Below are 20,300 nucleotides of genomic sequence, written 5' to 3'. Positions count from 1 at the left end.
ACTTTGTGCCTAGTGAAAAATATAATACTGATTTCTTGGTTAGAGAGCGTCCCGTAAAATCCCTTATAAGAATGCTATGAACTATTTTAATCTGTTTTCAAATATTTTGCTTACAAAAGGAATAAGAAGGATCCTAATTTCCGATTTACAAAGAAACGTTTCGGAACTATATCCTTTGGAGCTTTATGAATTTATTAATGAATTAGGGAAAAGTTCTATACAAGACGTGATAAATTCATATGATGGTGAATCTAAAGATATTGCAGAGGGATATGTGAATTTTTTACTAGAAAAAGAATATGGTTTTGTCAGTAACGATGATTGGGATAGAAATTTCCCTCCTCTTTCATATGATTACCAAGACTATAGTAAATTATCCAATTTGTTTATGGAATTTAGCAGTCTGGATGTTCTGCATAAAATAAGAACCTCTTTGGAAGAATTTGAATTAAAGCATTTGGTTATTTATTCAGCCAAACCACTTTCTATTAATGATTTTTTTGACATCGATAATTGTTTTGAAGGTTCTATATTGGAGGGAATTGAAGTTATTTCTCCTTTTTATGATGAAGTAAATGTCGATTTTCTTCAATGTCTGAATAACGAAACTTTGAGAATATACAGTATGGTTTTTTACGGTTGTAATAGAAAATCACTTAAGGGAAATGATTTTTTACGGTTTTCAGTAAATTTTACTGATAAGGATTTGAAATTATCCTCGTGCGGTATTGTAGATATAAAATACTTTAACACCAACCTGCCCAAAGTTCTAGAATCCCTCAACCACAACTCATGCCTTCACAAAAAAATCTCGATAGACAAAGACGGGAACATAAAGAATTGCCCCTCAATGCCACAAAGTTTTGGCAACATAAAAGACACCACACTAGAAGAAGCCCTAAACCATCCTGATTTTAAAAAATACTGGAACATCACCAAAGACCAGATAGAGGTTTGCAAGGATTGTGAGTTCCGACATATCTGTACCGATTGTCGTGCCTATATTGAAGAACCTGATAACCAATATTCAAAGCCTTTGAAATGTGGCTACAACCCCTACACCAATGTTTGGGAAGAATGGAGTACAAATACTTTAAAACAAAAAGCAATTGAATATTATGGTATGCAGGAATTAATAAAAAAAGATGCCTAGAACTTTCCCATTCTACAAACAACCCGATGCAAAAGACTGTGGCCCCACCTGCCTAAAAATAATCGCCAAGCATTACGGAAAGACATTAAACATCCAGCAACTTCGCAGCCTATCCGAAACCACCCGTGAGGGAAGCAACCTGTTAAATCTTTCAGAGGCAGCCGAGCAAATTGGTTTCAGGACTTTAGGGGTAAAACTTTCTGTAGAAAAATTAAAAGAAGCACCGTTGCCTTGTGTTCTACATTGGAATGCGAATCATTATGTCGTTCTATATAAAATCAAAAAGGATAGGGTCTTTATTTCCGACCCTGCCTTTGGTCTATTAGAATACAACAAAGAATCTTTTCTAAAATCCTGGATTGGCAACAATGCAGATGAGAACACGGAAGAAGGTATTGCATTACTACTTGAACCAACACCTAAATTTCATCAATCTGAATTCGATAAAGAAGATAAAAAGACGTTTGGCTTTGGCTTATTGTTTAAATATATTTTTCCGTACAAATCCTTTATAATTCAGCTCATAATTGGATTACTTGCTGGAAGTTTGCTGCAACTCATTTTTCCTTTCCTTACCCAAAGTGTGGTGGATGTCGGGATCCAAAACCAAAACATCCACTTTATCTATATGGTTCTGGTTGCCCAACTGTTTCTCTTTTTTGGAAAGACGGGACTTGAACTCATCAGGAGCTGGATACTGCTGCACCTTTCAACGCGGATCAACATCTCCCTGATTTCTGATTTCTTTATAAAATTGATGAACCTTCCGATATCTTTTTTTGATGTAAGGATGACGGGCGACATCATGCAACGTATCAACGACCATCACAGGATAGAGCGAATCTTGACCACTTCGTCATTAAGCGTATTGTTCTCCATGATCAATATGTTTATTATGGGAGGCGTTTTAGCTTATTATAATCTGAAAATATTTGCAGTCTTTTTTGCAGGAAGCCTGTTATACTTCCTATGGGTTACGCTTTTTTTGAAACGCCGTGAAACCTTGGATTATAAACGCTTTGCAGAAGTAAGCCAGGAACAAAGCAAGGTGATGGAACTCATCAACGGGATGCAGGAAATAAAGCTCCACAATGCCGAAAAGCAAAAGCGATGGGGCTGGGAATATCTCCAGGCACGGCTTTTCAAGGTTTCGATGAAGGGATTGGTATTGGAACAGACCCAAAGTATCGGTTCCAACTTTATCAATGAATTGAAAAACATCATCATCATCTTTCTGTCGGCAAAATTGGTCATTGACGGACAGATTACCCTTGGTATGATGATGGCGATAAGCAGTATCGTAGGAAGCCTCAACGGACCAATCGTACAATTGATTGGCTTTATAAGGGAAGCCCAAGATGCAAAAATTTCGCTTGCACGTCTTTCAGAAATCCACGAAAAGGAAGATGAAACAACTGCCATTGCAGAAAAAACAAAAGATATCCCAAAAGATGCCGATATTGTCATCAAGGATTTATCGTTCCGCTATATCGGTTCAGATGTTAGCGTTTTGGAGGACTTGAACCTGACCATTCCAGCCCATAAAGTTACTGCAATCGTAGGAACAAGTGGAAGTGGCAAAACTACATTGATGAAATTACTGCAACAATTCTATGAACCCATTTCAGGTCAAATAATGGTTGGCAAGACTCCGTTGAGTACGATTGCCCAGAAATCATGGCGTAGCCACATCGGATCGGTCATGCAGGAAGGCTATATCTTTAATGATACAATAGCCAATAATATTGCCATTGGAGTGGACATAATTGATAAGAAAAAGCTAGTCTATGCTTCCGATGTGGCTAACATCAAGACCTTTATCGAAGAGTATCCTTTGGGATACAATACCAAAATCGGGATGGAAGGAGTTGGTATGAGTACCGGACAAAAGCAAAGACTTCTGATTGCAAGAGCGGTCTATAAAGACCCAGAAATGTTGTTTTTTGACGAGGCCACATCCGCGTTGGATGCCAATAATGAAAAGGAGATTATGGAAAAGCTAAACGTGTTCTTTAAAAACAAGACCGTGGTTGTCATCGCCCACCGATTGAGTACGGTTATGAATGCCGACCAAATCGTTGTTTTGGAAAAAGGAAGGATTGTAGAGATAGGCAACCATCAGGAATTAGTAAGTTTAAAAGGAAGTTATTATGAACTCGTCAGAAATCAATTGCAATTGGGAACATAGGATTTTAGATTGAAGAGTAACGATTTTAGATTTAAGAAGTGAAACTCCACAAACTTGTCATCCCGACGAAGGAGGGAACTCATAAATAAGATTAGATTTAAGAAGTAAAAAATGCCAGAAAACAAGCAGATAGAATTAAGAAGCGAGGAAGTTCAGGAAATCCTGACCCGGGTTCCCAGTTGGATGATCCGATGGGGAAATGTTGTCATATTATTACTTTTGATATTGGTACTTATGATTACGTGGTTCATCAAATACCCGGACATCATCACCACCCAGATTATCATCACCACCCAAACTCCACCAGAGAAATTAGTAGCCAGAACTTCAGGCAGGATTGAAGCGATATTGGTTGTTGACCGGCAAAGTATTGCCAGAAACACACCGCTTGCCGTTATAGAAAACAGTGCCAACTTTAAAGATATTTTTTTATTAAAGAGTATTGTTGATACTTTAAATTTAAACAAAAATACTTTTCCGTTTGAGTTATTACAATCTACACAATTGGGAGAAGTGGAAAGCACCTTTGCCGTTTTTCAAAAGGAATATGTTGCAGACGAATTAAATACAAAACTACAGCCCTACAAGGTAGAAGGCACTGCTCAAAGCTATGAGTATTTGCAACTCAAGGAACGACTGACCTTGCTGGAATCGCAAAAGAGCATCACGCAGAACGAGCTAGTGTTGCAAAAAAACGATCTGGATCGCCATGAAAAACTTTATGGCAAAGGCATAATCGCCACCCAAGAAATCGAAAAACAGCGGTTGGTTTATCTTCAGGCGGAAAAAAACTACAAGAGTCTGCTGAGTTCGGTTTCCCAGATGAAATCTTCTTTGAATGATTTGAGCAGAAATACCAAGACCACAAAAATCAATGAAACCAAGGAGAATGTCATTTTAGAACGCAATGTCATTCAATCTTACTATGAGTTGAAAAAAGCCATACGGAATTGGGAGCTCAACTATGTGCTTCGTTCCTCAATTGAGGGGAAAGTGACCTTCTTGCAAATCTGGACACCCAGCCAAAATGTAGCAGCAGGAGATGATGTCTTTGCCATAATTCCATCGGAAAGTAAAAATTATATCGGAAAAGTAAAAGCTCCTGCCCAGAATTCAGGCAAAATCAAAACAGGCCAGGATGTAAATATTCGATTGGCTAATTTTCCCGACCGAGAATTCGGAATGCTCAAGGGAACTATTAGAACTATTTCTTTAACTCCTGACAAGGAAGGCAATTTATTGATTGATATTTCGTTGCCCAAAGGTTTGGAAACGTCCTATAAAAAGCAAATTACGTTCCAACAAGAAATGTCGGGAACTGCCGATATTGTGACTGAAGATTTACGGTTGATTGAAAGGTTGCTGTATCAGTTTAGGGATGTGTTTAGGAGATAGTCATCAAAAAAATACTCCTCTTTCTTCCGGAATGGACTGGGTAAAGATAATTAATGTAATGGGGCAGCCCCGATAAGGACCAACCGCTGTAGGTTCCCGCTCACTTAAAAATGCAAAGAATTTCTGCAGTGGCTTTAAAATCCCCTTCAACTTGGGCGCCTATTAAGTCGCTTGCCGAAAGCGACGTTGTTGATTTCATAGCCTGCACCATCAGAATACATTGCTGGGCTCCAACAGTGGGAAGTCGGTCCTTTGCTAAAAGTCCTTTGCCCTCAACTCGCTGCAGGCAGCCGAGATGATTGGACTGTCGCATCGCAAGGAACTGTATATGATGGATACACCATATACCAAATGCCTCCCGCTTTACAGGAGGATGATGGAAATTGTGAAGAGTGGTGACCTGGGTGTGATCAGCGCTGTCCTGGAAAATTATGGGTTCCGCGTCAATCCCAGGTATCCCTCACGGCTGCTGGACCCGGCCCTAGGGGGAGGTCAATGTCATTAAGTTAAGCTCAATCTTGTCCTCCCGACGAAGGAGGGAACTCACAAGTAGCTCTATAAAGTGAATTTGACAATGCGATTCCTCCTTCGTGGGAAGGACAAAACAGACGGTTTATTTCCTTAACTTAATGACATTGGGTGCTGTCATAGCGCAGGTATGATTCCAGGTTAAACACGAAGGCACTGTCGATTTCCATGGCATCCATCTCATCCCTGCCATACTGCCTTGAAACGAAGCAGGCAAGCAACGTCTTTGCCCGTTCATACTTTTGAAGGGATGTGGCGGCGCGGTCGCCTGCATTTGCTTTTTTCTTGAAGTAGGCATTGTGTTTTTCAATGATGCTTATGATGCCAACGGTTTTTTTCGAGGGAATAGTCTTCCCCTGGAACTCTGTCTTTAGAAGCTCAAGCGAAACATCAGCGCCGAATTTGGATAGCTCGTTCATTTTGCGCTCCACATTGAGCTTGAATATGTCAAGGGACTCCTGGACAATTTTTTCGCTTTCAAGCCTGAGTGTGCCTTTCAGGTTGCTTGTTGAATTCCATCTTTCCTTGGAGATCAGTTTCCCCGTTGTGATGGTCGTTGACTTGTTCCCGAGTGAAAGTTTGGCGAAGATCGGGCAGAGGCCTTTTTTTTTGCCTTTTCGGGCTTGATGAAGAAGTTTACTTTTAACATGGTTCAAACAATTTAAATTAAAAATTAAAATTGATTTAAAACCACTTGTGAACCTAGTGACAGCAGGGAATTCCGAGGGAATTCTCAAATTCCAGTAACCCTATTTTAGACCAAAAGAGCCAAAAGTAAATAGGGTTACTCATAGGGTTACTGAACTATGACACAATATGTGCATTTTGATATGCCACATAAATGAGAAAAGCCCCTAAATGCTAGCATTTAGGGGCTTTTGATTCATAAAATTTCTTTTGAAACTCCGTCTGGCGGAGAAAGAGGGATTTGTCTATTACAAAAGCCACCAATAAAATCAATACTTCACAAAGCATTTAATTTAAGTGACACCTCGACTGACACCTCTTTTATAAGACTACTATTATTCTAAATTCAAAGTAGTCAAATATAAGGATAATTATTTGATTATTAAAGTGTCAAGGCTAAAAAATGAACTGGTTTTAAATGACAATATGATTCTTTTATGATTAAAGTTTAACTAAAACAATCTCTTAATTTTAGCCAAAAATCAAGTGGGTTACTTGTTCATATTTTATGCCAGAATAGCTACAAAATTCTTCAATTGTTAGAAACTCGTTTTCAAGTTTATTAAGCTCGTTTTTAATCTTTTGCATCAATCGGGTGCTTTGACGATAACTCTTGCCGGTTATACGCTGTATGTCTTTTGGATAGATGCAAACTCTTTGTAATTCATTTTTCATACTTTATCTATGCCTTTGATTAAGCTTTGAATACCATGTGACATGTTGAAATTCTTTTTGCAATTTAGAAATAATTTTTCACAGATAATTAGAGTGTTTTTATGTTGATATAGGACACTTGTGTCATTTTTGGACATCTGGTACACTTACCATTTTTATTTTTGTTTAATGCTTTGTAAACTTTGCTTATTCACTCAAAATTTGGTTGCAACTTGTTGATGGAATGAAAGAGATTTTAAATGAATGTTTAACAAAATTTTGAAGTTATGGCTAGACAAAAAGGCATAATTAAATTAAAGGGTACTATTGGAGATATTACCTTTTATAAAACGCGCGACGGGCATTTAGCAAGAGAAAAAGGTGGAATTGACGCCAACAGAATTGCAAATGATCCAGCGTTTCAAAGAACTCGTGAAAACGGTTCGGAATTTGGGCGAGCTGGAAAAGCCGGAAAGATTTTAAGAACAGCGCTACGTGCGTTACTTTTAAATTCTGCAGATAGCCGAATGGTTAGCCGTTTAACACAGGCAATGGTTAAAGTTATCCAAGCTGATACCGTGAGCGAACGTGGTTTACGAAATGTTATTGATGGTGAAGCGGAGTTGTTATTTGGTTTTGAATTCAATATTCGCGGGAAATTAGGAACTACTTTATTTGCCCCGTTTGTAGCAACTATTGATCGTGTATCTGGAGTTATTTCGGTGGATTTAGCTTCTTTTATCCCATCGAATATGATTTCTGCTCCAAGTGGAACTACTCATTACAAGATTATTTCAGGAGGGGCTGAAATTGATTTTGAAGCTGAAACTTTTGTGGTTGCGAATTCCGAAACTGCGATTTTACCGTGGGATGCAACTGCAACCGCTCCAGTTACCCAAACTAATACAGTGACTGCCAATTCAACAAAGCCTTTGTTCTTGGCTTTGGGTGTTGAATTTTACCAAGAGATCAATGGGCAAATGTATCCGCTAAAGAATGGTGCTTTTAACCCGTTGTCCATTATAAAAGTAGATAGTGGAGTGTAATGGTTATTTGGCTTACCAGAACTTATTTCCCTGATGGAACTAATGGGAAACTCGAATGCGAAGGCAGATTGATTTGTAAAACAATCGAATTGCCATGGAAGATGAACGAAACGAAGGTTTCCTGCATTCCTGAAGGGAAATATTTTATTAGAAAGCGATACAGTTCAAAACATAAATGGCATTTGGAATTAGAGGATGTACCTAATAGAAAGTTTATTCTTTTTCATCCTGCAAACAATGCTCAAAAAGAACTGCAAGGCTGTATTGCTCCCGTGATTAAACTTTCGGGTCCAGGTTTAGGATTGATGTCGAGAAAAGCTTTTATGAGGCTAAAAGATATTGTTTATAAAGCCTTGGACAATAATGAGAGTGTTGAATTAATTGTTCAATCTTAATTTTTAGCTTATGAAAAAAATTGTAAACAGAGCTACCGCTTCCACACCAAAGTTTTTTAAAGTGCTTCGGACTATTGGATTAGCATTAGTAGCTGTAGGCGGAACTGTATTAACGGCTCCTGTTGCTTTACCTGCAGTTGTAATTACAATTGGTGGTTATGTAGCATTGGCTGGCGGGATTTTATCAGCCACGAGCCAGCTTACTACAACTGATGACAACAAATAATTCCACCATAGTGGGAACTGCCGGAGGCACCTTTTTAAGTATTCTACCTAACATTCAATCTGCAGATATAATCAAGACGATCCTATTAGCTACTCTTGGTGCAATTGTCAGTTTTACAATTTCGTTAATACTTAAAAGTCTATACAGAAAGCACAAAAAATAAGTTTAACTCCAATTGTGGTGACCTTTGGGTTAAACAAAATGAAAGTCAGGTCTGAAAAGGCTTGACTTTTTCCATTTAATTGCTTATATTTGATATAAATATATTTTGAATATTATTAGTACTTAATGTTTTATCGGTTTCTTTTTTTGGATGTCCTCCAGCAACATTTTTCCAGTTTGCATTGGGTGGAATAACAGTTTTTAACTATATAAAAAATCTAGAAGATATGAAAGACATTGGAATTTTTTTCGAAAGGTGGATTGGAGTTAACGCGGACAGACCTAAAAGTAGAAAAGTCTAATTGGTAAAATCTAAGGATGAACATATTGCAGTTAGCTCTCAGGTTCGATTCCTGGCTGTCCACAAACTATAACCCTGATTCCTCAGGGTTATTTTGTTTTTATATACCTGTAAAGAATTACTCTTCGCATATCATTAATTAAATTCATGTTTTCATTAAACTGTTTTTCTTTCTGTTCTAACAACTTTAAAGAGGCAACATATTTTACATGCTCTTCGTGTTCTTGCATCATTAGTATTGTTCTTTCAAAGAAATATTCTTTAAAATCCGGAAGACGTAAAAAAGGAATGACTGATCCCACTAAATGTTGCAACCAAAATTTTGATTTCCAAAGACTGTATGCAATCCAGAATATATTTTCACAATCTTTATTGTGTTCAAACAGTATTACAAAACTGTTTGTAAAGGGTGCTTGTTGAGGTTTTCCACTGTTCATTCCTTTGTTTAAAATAAAGAAATGAGGTTTAGCGTAAATAGTGCCTTGTTTGTGTGTTTTAACGATAAAATTCATCATGATTTACAATTTAAAGATTAGCTTTTCTTTAAATTCTTTTCAGTTTTTGATGAATGAATTGAGTTTAAAACTAATTCATTTCAAAAGAAAAAAAAGAAAAAAAGAAAGCCGTACGTTAAAGTAAAAGGTTTCAAAAAAGCAGGTTTTTCAGAAAAAATACTACCTGATAAGGTGGAGATTTTTGCTGAAACCCGAAGGGCTTGAACTTGTTTTTTTGAATACCTGAAACTTACCTTTGCCATCTTTTTTTATTTTTTGTTTTGATTGCTAGCCTAAATTATTGGTTAGAAAGAACTTTGGGATGTCCTTTGTTTTTTGAAGGATGTACTAGTAGTCAAAAATCAATTTTAATGATTAGTGTGGTTTATCGAGAAAGCGACAAATATCTTCAAAAAGCAATGCAAAAACTTACCGAGTGCGATGAGGCAGTAGCGCAGGCAAGGGTATTATTTTATTTTCCTAACACATGCTTCTGATTATTTTATAGTACAGGCAAATAACAATAATACTATTGCCGGGGTTTTGGTTTTGTGTGTGCTAAAATGGCTTTTACCATAGGCAAATTTAATTAAAATGAAAGCCATTTTATTACTTACAAAAGCAATGAAAAGACTTCCTATTTTAACCACAAAGCTGAAAAAACAGTTATTGAGAATGTTCTTAAAAGCAATGATAACTGTAAAATTTCCTATAAAATGGTGAACGTTGTTAAAGACAGTGGAGAAGGATGGTGTTTTTTGTGGCTGGCTGATGCGATGGGAGCTACAAAAAATGTTGTCCTGGAGCCACTGGCAAGCGCGTTGGCCGTGGGGCTTTTTTACATAATGTTATTATAGTGGGCTTGCCCCCGTAGCCCGCAGGGACTATAATGCCACATTATGTAACTTAGCTTTGGGAAAAAATTACCGGCATGAGTTGCGAAGCGTACGCGTTTTTGTTTGTGCGTTGGGCAAGCTGTTTGCCTGGTGGCTTGTATAAATTTTAATTCTACACCTAGCTTTCCAGCCAGCAGGCAAAGTGCTTGATGTGGTTTGGGACAAAAACCATGACGGTAATTTTTTGGAGCGTTGGGGAGGGTGGGATATTAAGTTACTTCCTCAATGCAGAGTTTTACTTGTTATATAATGACTTGTTATTTATTCAAATAATAGTTTTGTACCTTCTCTTTTTAAATCATGGAATGCTATTATAGGCAATGGCAATGCTTCAGATTTAATGTATGGGGTAGGAATTACTTCAGATGAAAGCATTAAAGACTTAACCGTAATGGGTGTATCTATCTTAAAAAGCTTTTGCAATTGATCTCTATTATCGATCAACCAATTATGCCTGTCAACATGTTTTGTTATCATTCCCTTTCCACCTTCACGCCCTAGATAGCTATCCATCTCCGTTTTCATTTCATGTATATTTTTGGCTTTAGTGGTGTTTTTACATTCAATGCTAAAAACGGTACCAGTTGGTTTATGAAGTGCTAGTACATCAACATCACCATATTGTTTTTCAGCATGCAACGGAGCTCTAGGAGCAATTTTGACTTCATAATCAATAACGACGAAATCGGATTGTAAACTCAACCAATCTTTCACAATATTTCTATATACATTACCATTGTTTACACGAAATGCACCCATTAATTTCTTAATTTCAGTGCCTCCATTATTTAATTTACCACTGTGTAATAAATATTGCAATTGTTTTTGAGTAGCGATAGCGGTTCTAAACCCCCAACTCAATAAGTTTTTTTTATCCGAACCTACATGTCGCACAAAGAATCTTCTAGTTAGACTAAATTCCCGATTGTATTTCCATGGAAAAACTTCACTATTATTATAACTTTCAGGAGCTGTTAGATATGAATCTCTTGGAGATAAGACAAGTCTATCTATCCCTGCTATAGCCTGTTCTCTCGGAAGTTTTAAATCAGTAACAAGTCTCTCAATTAATTCTACTTCACTTATTGTAATAACCGATTCTTCAGCTTGCATACACATCATTGCTGAATGATAAAACAATGTGTAAAGATTTGAAAAAGTAATACCCCAATCTTTGACGAAGGCTTCATCTAATTCTTCAACTGATTTAAGTGTTTCTGAATCAACATCATTTTCTTCATCAGGATTATACGTTTCAAATCTGTCTTCAAAATTTGATATATAATCATCAATTTCTGCCTTAGTATTGGATTCGGTATAAGGTTTAAGCTTTTCCTCAAAAAAATCTCTCGATATACCAATACGCCCAGAAGGTAATTTTCCAACTTCCGGATCATCCATCTTAAAATGAACTGCATCGCTTAAAAAGCCAAAATTCACAACCTCATGCATTAATGCCAGAAGCCTATCAATGTCATCTAGACTTGGACTTAAGCTACCTGAAATTGGTTGTGCTGAAAGATATTCGATTAAAGCTCGAAGTGCTACAGAAGTTCTGACAAGATTTTTTTCATTTTCTAGTATCTCATTTACTTTATCCTCAATTCCTCCGAAACATAACAATTGAGCAGGAATGATGGTTTTATTGTATTCTCTTTTTTGAACCAATGCTTCATGTAATTTTAGAAGTGCAATTAAGAGTTCTTTGTGATTGAATACTCCAATTTCATTTTTAAGTTTTTCTATTAAGACGGTAGTGGCAGTATTAAATAAAGTTTTTTTATCATCAGGATTGATAATTTTCTCTGGAATAGACATTTTTGTTTCAATCATACCAGGTAATTCATCCAACAACATTTCAACCTCTGCATCGGTTAACAGAAATTCCTCTACTAGCCATCTACGCTCAATCAGTAAGTCTTGCTGACTGTCTGAAATTAAGATCATTTTTGCTTGATTCAGTGGCATGTGATGCTCTATAATATTATCTATCTCATCATCATTGATAGAAATACCATCAATTAGATTTAGAGCGTTAAGTACTTCTTTCATCATTATCCGCTCACCTTCATTTTTTGATCCCATAAATTCTGTTAATGAAGAAGATGGAATATTAAAGATTATTTTTCCATCAATATATGACGCTAAATATTGACCATCACTTTGTTCTTTCATTTCAAGTGATGTCATTTCTTCAAATATTGCTGGATCAAATTTTATTTCAATTTCTAAAGGATCAGTACCTGCTTGATTTATATAATCCATGAGTGAGGTTTGAAACTTATGCAACCAAAAAGAAATTGCGTCGGCATAAAGACGTACCGCAGGTACCATAGAATTTTTTCTTATCTGTGTGTTTGTTATCCATAACGGTATAGAAAATGTTTCTAATGCTTGTAAAAAGTACCCTAAATGTTTAGTGGGTTTATAAATAGGTGCAAAATCTGCAATCCTTGTAACGGGCATAAATACAACGTTTCCTTCAATTTTAATTGGGGTTGCATGATAATTTGCTTTTAATTTTGTTTCCCTGATTAATTTACTACCATCTCCAGGAGCTACCATCACATAATCGGGTCTTGTATCGTCTGAAAAATAAAATCCTTGCCCTTTTGATTTATAGACGTTGTATATGTCAATCATTGATGACATACTATGTGCTTTTCTGAGAAAAATATCTGATGCTTTTGCAAATTTCCATAAGCTTAATCTCTCCCAATCTTCACCTTTAGATAGTGTTATAAAATTGTATGCAGAGAATGACAGTTTGAGTTCCCTTTCTTGCGGTGTCTGCATCATCCCCATAAAAAACCTTCCAATTGAATCGTATAAACTAACGGTTAGAAATTTAGATTCTAAAAGTTCAGGGCGTTTTTTTAACTCTGTAATTACTTTTGTTAATCGTTCTTGTGAACGTTGTCTAGTGTTTGCAAATTGATTACTAAATAAATCTGATAATCCCAACGGGATTTGTAGTGAAACATAAGCCAACCGATTATTATCGAAATGTAGAATAGCCTCTTTAATATCTATATCGTTTTCATCTTCAGGAAGTTTAATATCAGTTTCTGCCCATCCCATTTGTTGACAAGCTATCATTACCTCAGTCCAAATTTCTTCCTGATAAGCCAATAATAGCTTTTTTTCGCAATTGTATTTTTTGGCTAATCTTAAAATGTATTCATTTAAAGCATTGACTTGATTAGAGATCAAAATGAAAAAATATTCATTATTAAATTCAACTATAGGATAAAATAAAAGCGGATTAAATTGTGGGTCGTTATTTTGAAAGCGAACATCCTCTGGGTCAATAATAAAATCATTAATTATATTGGGGTCAATCTGAAGAAAGCTACAGATTTTAATTAATTCAGTTTTTGAAATTGAAAAGTCTACTTCTTTATCAAAATGAACTAATTCTTGTGATTCACTTTCAGTATATGTATTTCCTGTAATTTTTGCTTTATTGGCAAATTCTTGACCTATATGTAATAACAGTGTTATACCTTTATAAACCTGTGCTCTAAAAGCATCTGGAAGTTTAATATCGGTATTGAATATTATGTGCGTTAAGTTCTTGAAAATTTCTACAGGTTCTAATGCGATACCAGGAAAAACCGTGAAGTTACCTCCATAAAAAATAACATTTTCAGTATATATGCTTTCAACCGGATCTTCATTATAATTATAAGCATACTCTTTTTTAACTGAGTCGTAAAGCTTATTGAGATCTTTTATCTTACCATTATTTAGATTTTTAACTACAAGGGTTGCTAATTCTTCAATTCGAATATTTTTACCGTGATTTTCAGGTAAAAGCTGTAAAGAAATTATTTCATTGAGCAGATGTTTGGACTCATGGGTTTGTATGTACTCTTTTGTACTACTTATATTTTCTTTTTTACTGACCGTAGTAGTTGGCCATCTATCAATATTATGACATTTTTTATTTTTCTTTCCTGATCCACATGGACAAGAATCATTTCTTCCTATTTTTTTATTCATAATACAGTGTTTATGGTTAAATTAATACCTTGTTAAAGATAAAAATTAACATTGACTTCTGTAATTGAATTTGATTGTTTTATGACTTAACAAACAATAGCTTTTAATAATGCTTATGAAATATCTATTCCTTTTGGACCAGGGAAATCTTTCCCTAAATACGTGTATAACTGTCTTACTTTGGAACGCCAATTAATTCTGGCTTCAATCCAAGTTTTACTGTCTTTAGCAATATTAATATTGTCGTGCGTATGTGCGGGAAACCTTGGTGAATTTATTGTATTATCAAAACGGATTAATAATTCAGGATTTTCTAATACCGATTCATTTTTGTCTAAATCAAATATTGTTCGGTGTTTTTCCTGATTGAATTTATTTACCTTTTCTACAAGGTTTTCATAGAGACTTACAATTTTGATTTCCTCGGTAATAAAATCTAAATCGTAAACATCTTTTTTAGTTGAACGGTTCGCAAGGCTTATTAACTTGTATAAACCGATATCAGCTTTATTAAACAGACGTATGTTGTTAATTGTTTCAACAGCGAAAAGATGTTTCATGTTTTGCAACATTTCTACTTTTATCATTGTTCCATCTTCTGCGTCAACAAAAAATCTCAAGAAACAATATTGGTCATTTATATCACATGGAAAATCAAAATTTCTAGCATTTTTGCCAAAAAAATCTTTAACTTCTTCTATAATTTTATTGAATCCTTCAAATCCAATAATTTCAGGGCAGAATAAATCTATGTCATCAGAAATCCTATGATTGTACCGTAAGGCTAAATTGGTTCCGCCTGCCAAACTAAAATTGGCTATTGAGGGCAAACTTTGCAATTGTATTATTGTTTTTACAATTGCCGGAGAAACTGTATTCATTTTAGAGTGAATAGCGAAGAAATGGTTTTACATTGTACCTTTTTGCCACACTAATACAAACTTTATTGCTAATGTTTTCTTTAGTGTTCTTAAGGTATTTTATAATAACTGCTGGAGTATATAACTGCTCTAATCTTTTAATATCCTGTTCAAAAGTATCTGTAGTTGTGGCATACATAGCCCTAGGGATAATAATAGCCTTATCTCTATCAAGATTAAGCTTATTATAATCTATATCCCAGAAAAGATGTTTAGGGAAAATTGTCGCTATGTTTACTTTTTGTTTCATTATTTACTATAAATCAAATACAATACCAATGTATAATATTATGTCTTTGATTGTCACTCTACTATTATACAAATGTATCAATTTTTATTCAATTATTTATACTGCTATTTTACTCTTCATTTTGGATTAGTTCGTTTATCTCTATTTTTAATTCATTAGCTCTTCGTAGAACAGATTCAATATCTTTATGATAATCGTTTCTATCTAACTTTTCAGATAATACTTTTAGACTCTTGACCTCAATTTTCAAGATCTCTAATTTCAGGTTATCTAGTTCTTTCTTATTCATAATTTTTATTACATTTTAAATTCAATATTAATTATATTTCTTCAAAATAGTCTTCTGTGGATTTTTTATTATAGAGTTTGCCATAATTTATTACGTAGCCATTATATCCACTATTTTTTAAAATCAATTTACTAATTAAGTTGTGTAATATAGAATTGAAAATTTTTAAATTGACTTTAAAGTATCCATGACTTTATTTGAATTTAATCTTAAATGATCTAGTTTTAACATATCATCAAATACAGTTAAAGCTTTTTCAATTTGATTTTTGTTAGCGTTAAAGTTATTGTTTAAACTACTATATATTGATAAAACCAATTGAACTGGCTCTGTATCATAATGACCTCTATCTTGAATTGTTATTAATTTATTAAATTTCATATTTTCTAACAATTCTAAACATTCATTAGGATAATCTTTTGCACACTTCATTAAATATTGTAAGAAGTATCTAGGTTGATTCCTAAACAATATAGTTTTAGAGTATTTTTTCATAAAAGGGAGCAATTCCTTAAAATTAGAACTATTAAATTTTCTTAAAATTAAAGTTGAATAAGAACTTGCGAAATCGTCATCTATTTCACTTACAAATTCAAATAAAATATCTAAACACTTTCTATCAATTCTTTCTTTTGCAAATAGATTACCTTCTGCAATATGCAAAGCTTGTAATTTTGCTTTCTTACTGCTATTTATAAATCTGTTATAATATTGTTTGTTTTTATCATAACCTAATAACCAACTATGAACAATTAAATAACTGCCATTATCATGTAACTTCTTATTATTAATTACTTTATCCATTAGCGGTAGCATTTGCAAGTAGAACTTATTATTAAAATAACCAGCTGATTTAAAACAGTATTTAAGAATTAAATAATTATCTGTATCTGTTAGTTTAGTAAAAATTTTAAAAGCCCTGTCAATGTCTAAATAGTTCAAGTATGCAAGATTTAACAGTATTGCGACTTTTACCGAAACTTGATTGTCATTACAAGCATTTTCAACAGTTGTAAAAATAGGTTCACAAAATTGAATATCGTAATAACAATGCATTATACTATGAACTGATGCACCTCTAACAGAATTTAAGCTATCGAAATGAGGGTCTTTCGGATTATTGATTTTTTCTGGATTAGGGTGAGTTAATGCCAAATTAGACAAATATTGTAAAATTTCATCATCTACAACTTTTTCATCAATAAAGTAACTTACATTCCAAATTGAGGTCAAAGTATTTGATAAATCAAGATCTAGTTTTATTAATTTCAAATAAAGTTCTTTAACTAATTTTACATCAAACTTTCCTTTTACTAAACCATCAATACCTGATGAAATGTAATCTATAGAAATATTATCAATATCAAACAGATCCCTAACTAGAGGATAAAATTTATTCGGATCATTAGTTACCTCGTCTCTAAAAGTATTAGAATGCTCACGCCTTCCTCCTTTAAAAGCATCGTTAAATCTATCTCTAACATAATCATCATTAAACATTAAAAAACTTTTTTTCCAATCATTTAATGTCATTTTTTTGTATGCTCTTACTTCGAGTGGAGGACCAACAAATCCAGACCTTATTTTGTTATTATATAATTTATTAATTTTAAGTTTTCCAAACTTCCTATAAAGTTCTTGATAAATCTTTTTGAGTATCGGGATTGAATCAATCTCTGATTTTGCAAGAATATCAATAAACAGATACTTTTTCTTTCCATTAGATCCAAGATATGCTTTTCTTTTACCATCGTTATCAATGTAAAAATATACATCTTCTGGGCTTGTAACAGATAAAATGATATCCACCAATTTTAATTTTTGATCTTCAGTAAAAATCGTAAAACTTTTAGAGATTAATTCCCTCAAGTATAGTTGAAATTTATCATCATAGCCGTTAAATCCATTTTTAAAATGGACTATTTTTATGAATTCAAAAATTTCTTCCTTATATAGTAATGGGGTTTCTGTTAAGCCTAGAATTAAAATTTTAAGATGTGATATAGAATTTGAATCTTTATGTTTTTCATAATAAGACTTGAAAAATACGCTATCTTCAGATTTAGATTTTATATATTTTGAAAGCAATTCTTCAATTATATCATCAGCATTTTCATTTGTATCGCTTTCAAATAAATCAGAGAATTTTGAGTTTTTATATAATGGACTATTTTCAATATCAAACTCTTTTTCATATTTATTATCATCGACTAACTCATCAAAAATTGAATGAAAATACGGGAAACATAAATCAGGATCAATTTCATTTATTTTCTCTATTAGACTACTTTGTTCATAAGTAAAGCTTATTGTAAATGAGTGTTCTTCGAAACATTTCAAAATGATTGGTTTTAATTTATCAAATACAAAATGGGGATAATGATTGAATATTTTTTCTAATATCTTATAATACCAAAAGTTATTTCTGCTTTTATCTTCTATATTAAAATGAAAATATTTGTCAAATAACACCAATAATTTTTTGTTATCCCAATCGTCGACATTAATCAAAAATCTATTTATAAAATTTATTTTTTCATCTGATTCAGGAAGTTTTTCAATAACACCTATAATGATGTTTAAGCCGTCATTTCTATTATTAGTAAACAAACGAAATAGCAACCCTAATCTCATTTCTTTCTGTTTCAAATAATCGTATTTTAATGAAGATCCAGATTTAATAATTTTATTTAAAATTAATTTTTCATAAAAATTAATTTTCCAATCTTTTTGATAATCAAAGTACTGTAATGGAATGTTTTGATTAACAATGAACTCTAGCCAACCCAAAGAAAAAATAGAGTTTATAAAAACTTTGGTTAAATCAAGATTAGTCAAAATGAATTTTGATACAATGTTTTTTTCTTTATTAGTCGGATTTTTTACATCTCCTAAACTTGTAATAACTAACGTTTTTATATGAAACCTAAACTTCGATGAGGTTATAAGTTGTGTTATTGTTTTGCAATATTCATTATGATCATATTCTCGATAATATTCATTAACCATTTTAATGATTGAACGAACATATAGACTTTGTTTATTCTCATTAATATAATTACTTAGTGATCTTTTATTCTCAACAAATTGTCTGGAGAATGTATAATCATAAAATGTTTGATGGAAAAATTGTAATTCATTATTGTTTTCAATTAACAAATGATTACTTTTCAAATAATTTATTTCTTTCGAATATTGGTTTTCAAAAATATTACTAATTGTGATTTGTTGATTTTGATACATTCCATCAGCTATCTTATACAAAATAGATTTTAAGTGCAAATCATTTTTGTTGTATATCAGTTGTTTCCATAGTGCATCGTATAAATCCTTCAATGATGACAAAGTATCTATATTAATTTTGCTTGGTAATCTGCAAAATATATCTAAATGATTGGGAACTGTTAATAATTCTAAAAGTTTTTCAGAACAATTATTAATTCCGTATTTCAATAAAACTTCCTGAACCTTTTCTTTAGATATCCCAGTGATTTTGATTTTTGAATATTTATTAGATTTATAAATACTCAATTCAGCATCATAGTTTAAATCATAGCTTCTTGTAGATATTACTATTCTAACATTAGAATGAAAAGATAAATCGGATATTAATCTATTATAAGTTTGTATGAATTCTCTATTTGTTGATAATGTCTGTGAAAGCGCATCTAATTGATCAATTACAATTACCAGAGTTTTATTTTCATTTTTATAAAGCTTAACAATTTTTTCAATTGATATATTTTCTTTTTGAAATATTTTTTTTTCTAATTCAATTCTATCTGAAGCATAATATTTATCTGCCTTAATACCTAGGACATTTGTATTATTTTGCTTAAGTTTTAATAATAAATCTTTTAAAACTACTGTTTTGCCATAGCCTTTTTCTCCTTCAAGAATAAATATATTTTTTTGATCATTAGGTAAATCATTATTGATCCAGTTATAAATGACATTCGTTTCACTTCTTTCAACATGAGTTTCTGTGTTTTCTCCAAAAAGGTTTGGAACATTTTCAAGATAAAAATTCGCTTTATTAATTTCTATTTTAGTTTCATCAAAAGAAATGTTGTTCGTTATGGTTTTATGAATATCATCAACTTTTTTATCTATATCTAATATTTTTAAAGAATCTTGAATTTTGAAAACCTGATTAAAAAGATTGTGTGTTTTAAATAAATCTATTAGATTATTACCATCTTTTAATATGATAAAATCATCCTTTAAATTATGTTTAGATTTCATAGCATCTGTCCATTCACACCACCATTTATGCTGTTTTAAATCTAAAATTCTTGGAATGCATAATATCCATTCTTGTGTCTCGAATTCATCTGAATTAATTACAGTATTAAATGAATTTTTAATTTGTTGCTTTTGAGAAGATCCAAAATCTTCAAGAAAAAATTTACATTGAATAACAGAAATCGGCTCAATGCCAATGTTACCAATAAAAACATCTATACCTCCATCACCAACAGAAACTTTAACTGTCTTGACATTCCTACCTTCATAAATGCGATTAAACAGCGTAGCACAATCTTTTTCAAATGCAGATCTTGCTCCTTCTATATTTGTATTTTTAACTTTATAATCTTGCCAATCCATATTCAATTCAATAAATGTAACAATCTACTAAATTAATACAATTACTATCAAATCAATTTATAATCAATTTCGTTTTAAAATTAAGTTAATAGACATTAATCAT

Annotated in this window: 14 protein-coding genes; 6 read left to right on the top strand and 8 right to left on the bottom strand. The window is 32.9% G+C overall.

The genetic code is table 11. The features are described from left to right. Nucleotides 1–76 precede the first annotated feature (76 nt). The 3 genes from gwsS to J2X31_RS10840 all read left to right on the top strand — a co-directional run bounded on the left by gwsS (nt 77) and on the right by J2X31_RS10840 (nt 4,736). Nucleotides 77–1,153, top strand: a complete 1,077-nt coding sequence (gene gwsS, locus J2X31_RS10850; protein WP_310026688.1) for a grasp-with-spasm system SPASM domain peptide maturase — start codon at nt 77–79, stop codon at nt 1,151–1,153. Further along, entirely contained in the window at nt 1,146–3,341 is a 2,196-nt protein-coding gene (locus J2X31_RS10845) for a peptidase domain-containing ABC transporter (RefSeq protein WP_310026687.1), read from the top strand. Before gwsS ends, J2X31_RS10845 begins: the two co-directional genes overlap by 8 nt. 111 nt (nt 3,342–3,452) lie before the next feature. Then, nucleotides 3,453–4,736, top strand: a complete 1,284-nt coding sequence (locus tag J2X31_RS10840) for an HlyD family secretion protein (RefSeq protein WP_310026685.1) — start codon at nt 3,453–3,455, stop codon at nt 4,734–4,736. Nucleotides 4,737–5,362: 626 nt separating this feature from the next. Here J2X31_RS10840 and J2X31_RS10835 read toward each other — a convergent pair. Both J2X31_RS10835 and J2X31_RS10830 read right to left on the bottom strand, forming a co-directional pair. Continuing rightward, nucleotides 5,363–5,920, bottom strand: a complete 558-nt coding sequence (locus J2X31_RS10835; protein WP_310026683.1) for a hypothetical protein — start codon at nt 5,918–5,920, stop codon at nt 5,363–5,365. Between the two features lie 502 nt (nt 5,921–6,422). Further along, on the bottom strand, nt 6,423–6,626 hold the full coding sequence (locus tag J2X31_RS10830) for a hypothetical protein (RefSeq protein ID WP_310026681.1): 204 nt from the start codon (nt 6,624–6,626) through the stop codon (nt 6,423–6,425). A gap of 266 nt (nt 6,627–6,892) precedes the next feature. On the opposite strand from J2X31_RS10830, the gene J2X31_RS10825 reads away from it, so the two are divergent. The 3 genes from J2X31_RS10825 to J2X31_RS10815 are packed head-to-tail and all read left to right on the top strand — an operon-like array spanning nt 6,893 to nt 8,272. Further along, complete coding sequence (locus J2X31_RS10825) at nt 6,893–7,651, top strand: hypothetical protein (protein WP_310026679.1); 759 nt, start codon at nt 6,893–6,895, stop codon at nt 7,649–7,651. Further along, nucleotides 7,651–8,046, top strand: coding sequence for a DUF5675 family protein (locus J2X31_RS10820; RefSeq protein WP_310026678.1), 396 nt, complete (start codon nt 7,651–7,653; stop codon nt 8,044–8,046). The genes J2X31_RS10825 and J2X31_RS10820 overlap by 1 nt, the downstream gene beginning before the upstream one ends. 10 nt (nt 8,047–8,056) lie before the next feature. Further along, on the top strand, nt 8,057–8,272 hold the full coding sequence (locus J2X31_RS10815; RefSeq protein ID WP_310026677.1) for a hypothetical protein: 216 nt from the start codon (nt 8,057–8,059) through the stop codon (nt 8,270–8,272). A 552-nt stretch (nt 8,273–8,824) separates the two neighbouring features. Here J2X31_RS10815 and J2X31_RS10810 read toward each other — a convergent pair. The 6 genes from J2X31_RS10810 to J2X31_RS10785 all read right to left on the bottom strand — a co-directional run bounded on the left by J2X31_RS10810 (nt 8,825) and on the right by J2X31_RS10785 (nt 20,197). Then, complete coding sequence (locus tag J2X31_RS10810; RefSeq protein WP_310026676.1) at nt 8,825–9,250, bottom strand: DUF6943 family protein; 426 nt, start codon at nt 9,248–9,250, stop codon at nt 8,825–8,827. A gap of 1,136 nt (nt 9,251–10,386) precedes the next feature. After that, nucleotides 10,387–14,130, bottom strand: a complete 3,744-nt coding sequence (locus tag J2X31_RS10805) for a YecA family protein (RefSeq protein ID WP_310026675.1) — start codon at nt 14,128–14,130, stop codon at nt 10,387–10,389. A gap of 113 nt (nt 14,131–14,243) precedes the next feature. Then, nucleotides 14,244–14,936: a nucleotidyl transferase AbiEii/AbiGii toxin family protein gene (locus tag J2X31_RS10800; RefSeq protein ID WP_310026674.1), complete on the bottom strand. Its 693-nt coding sequence runs from the start codon at nt 14,934–14,936 to the stop codon at nt 14,244–14,246. 76 nt (nt 14,937–15,012) lie between these two features. Beyond that, nucleotides 15,013–15,300 (bottom strand): DUF6922 domain-containing protein, encoded by a 288-nt coding sequence (locus J2X31_RS10795; protein ID WP_310026672.1) that lies wholly within the window; start codon nt 15,298–15,300, stop codon nt 15,013–15,015. A 109-nt stretch (nt 15,301–15,409) separates the two neighbouring features. Further along, nucleotides 15,410–15,589: a hypothetical protein gene (locus tag J2X31_RS10790; RefSeq protein WP_310026671.1), complete on the bottom strand. Its 180-nt coding sequence runs from the start codon at nt 15,587–15,589 to the stop codon at nt 15,410–15,412. 165 nt (nt 15,590–15,754) lie between these two features. After that, entirely contained in the window at nt 15,755–20,197 is a 4,443-nt protein-coding gene (locus tag J2X31_RS10785) for an AAA family ATPase (protein ID WP_310026670.1), read from the bottom strand. Nucleotides 20,198–20,300: the final 103 nt, after the last annotated feature.

The sequence above is a fragment of the Flavobacterium arsenatis genome, assembly GCF_031456785.1.
Taxonomy (GTDB): Bacteria; Bacteroidota; Bacteroidia; order Flavobacteriales; family Flavobacteriaceae; genus Flavobacterium; species Flavobacterium arsenatis.
The sequence above is the reverse complement of the archived record's forward strand: the minus strand, read 5'-3'. Positions and strand labels throughout refer to the sequence as shown.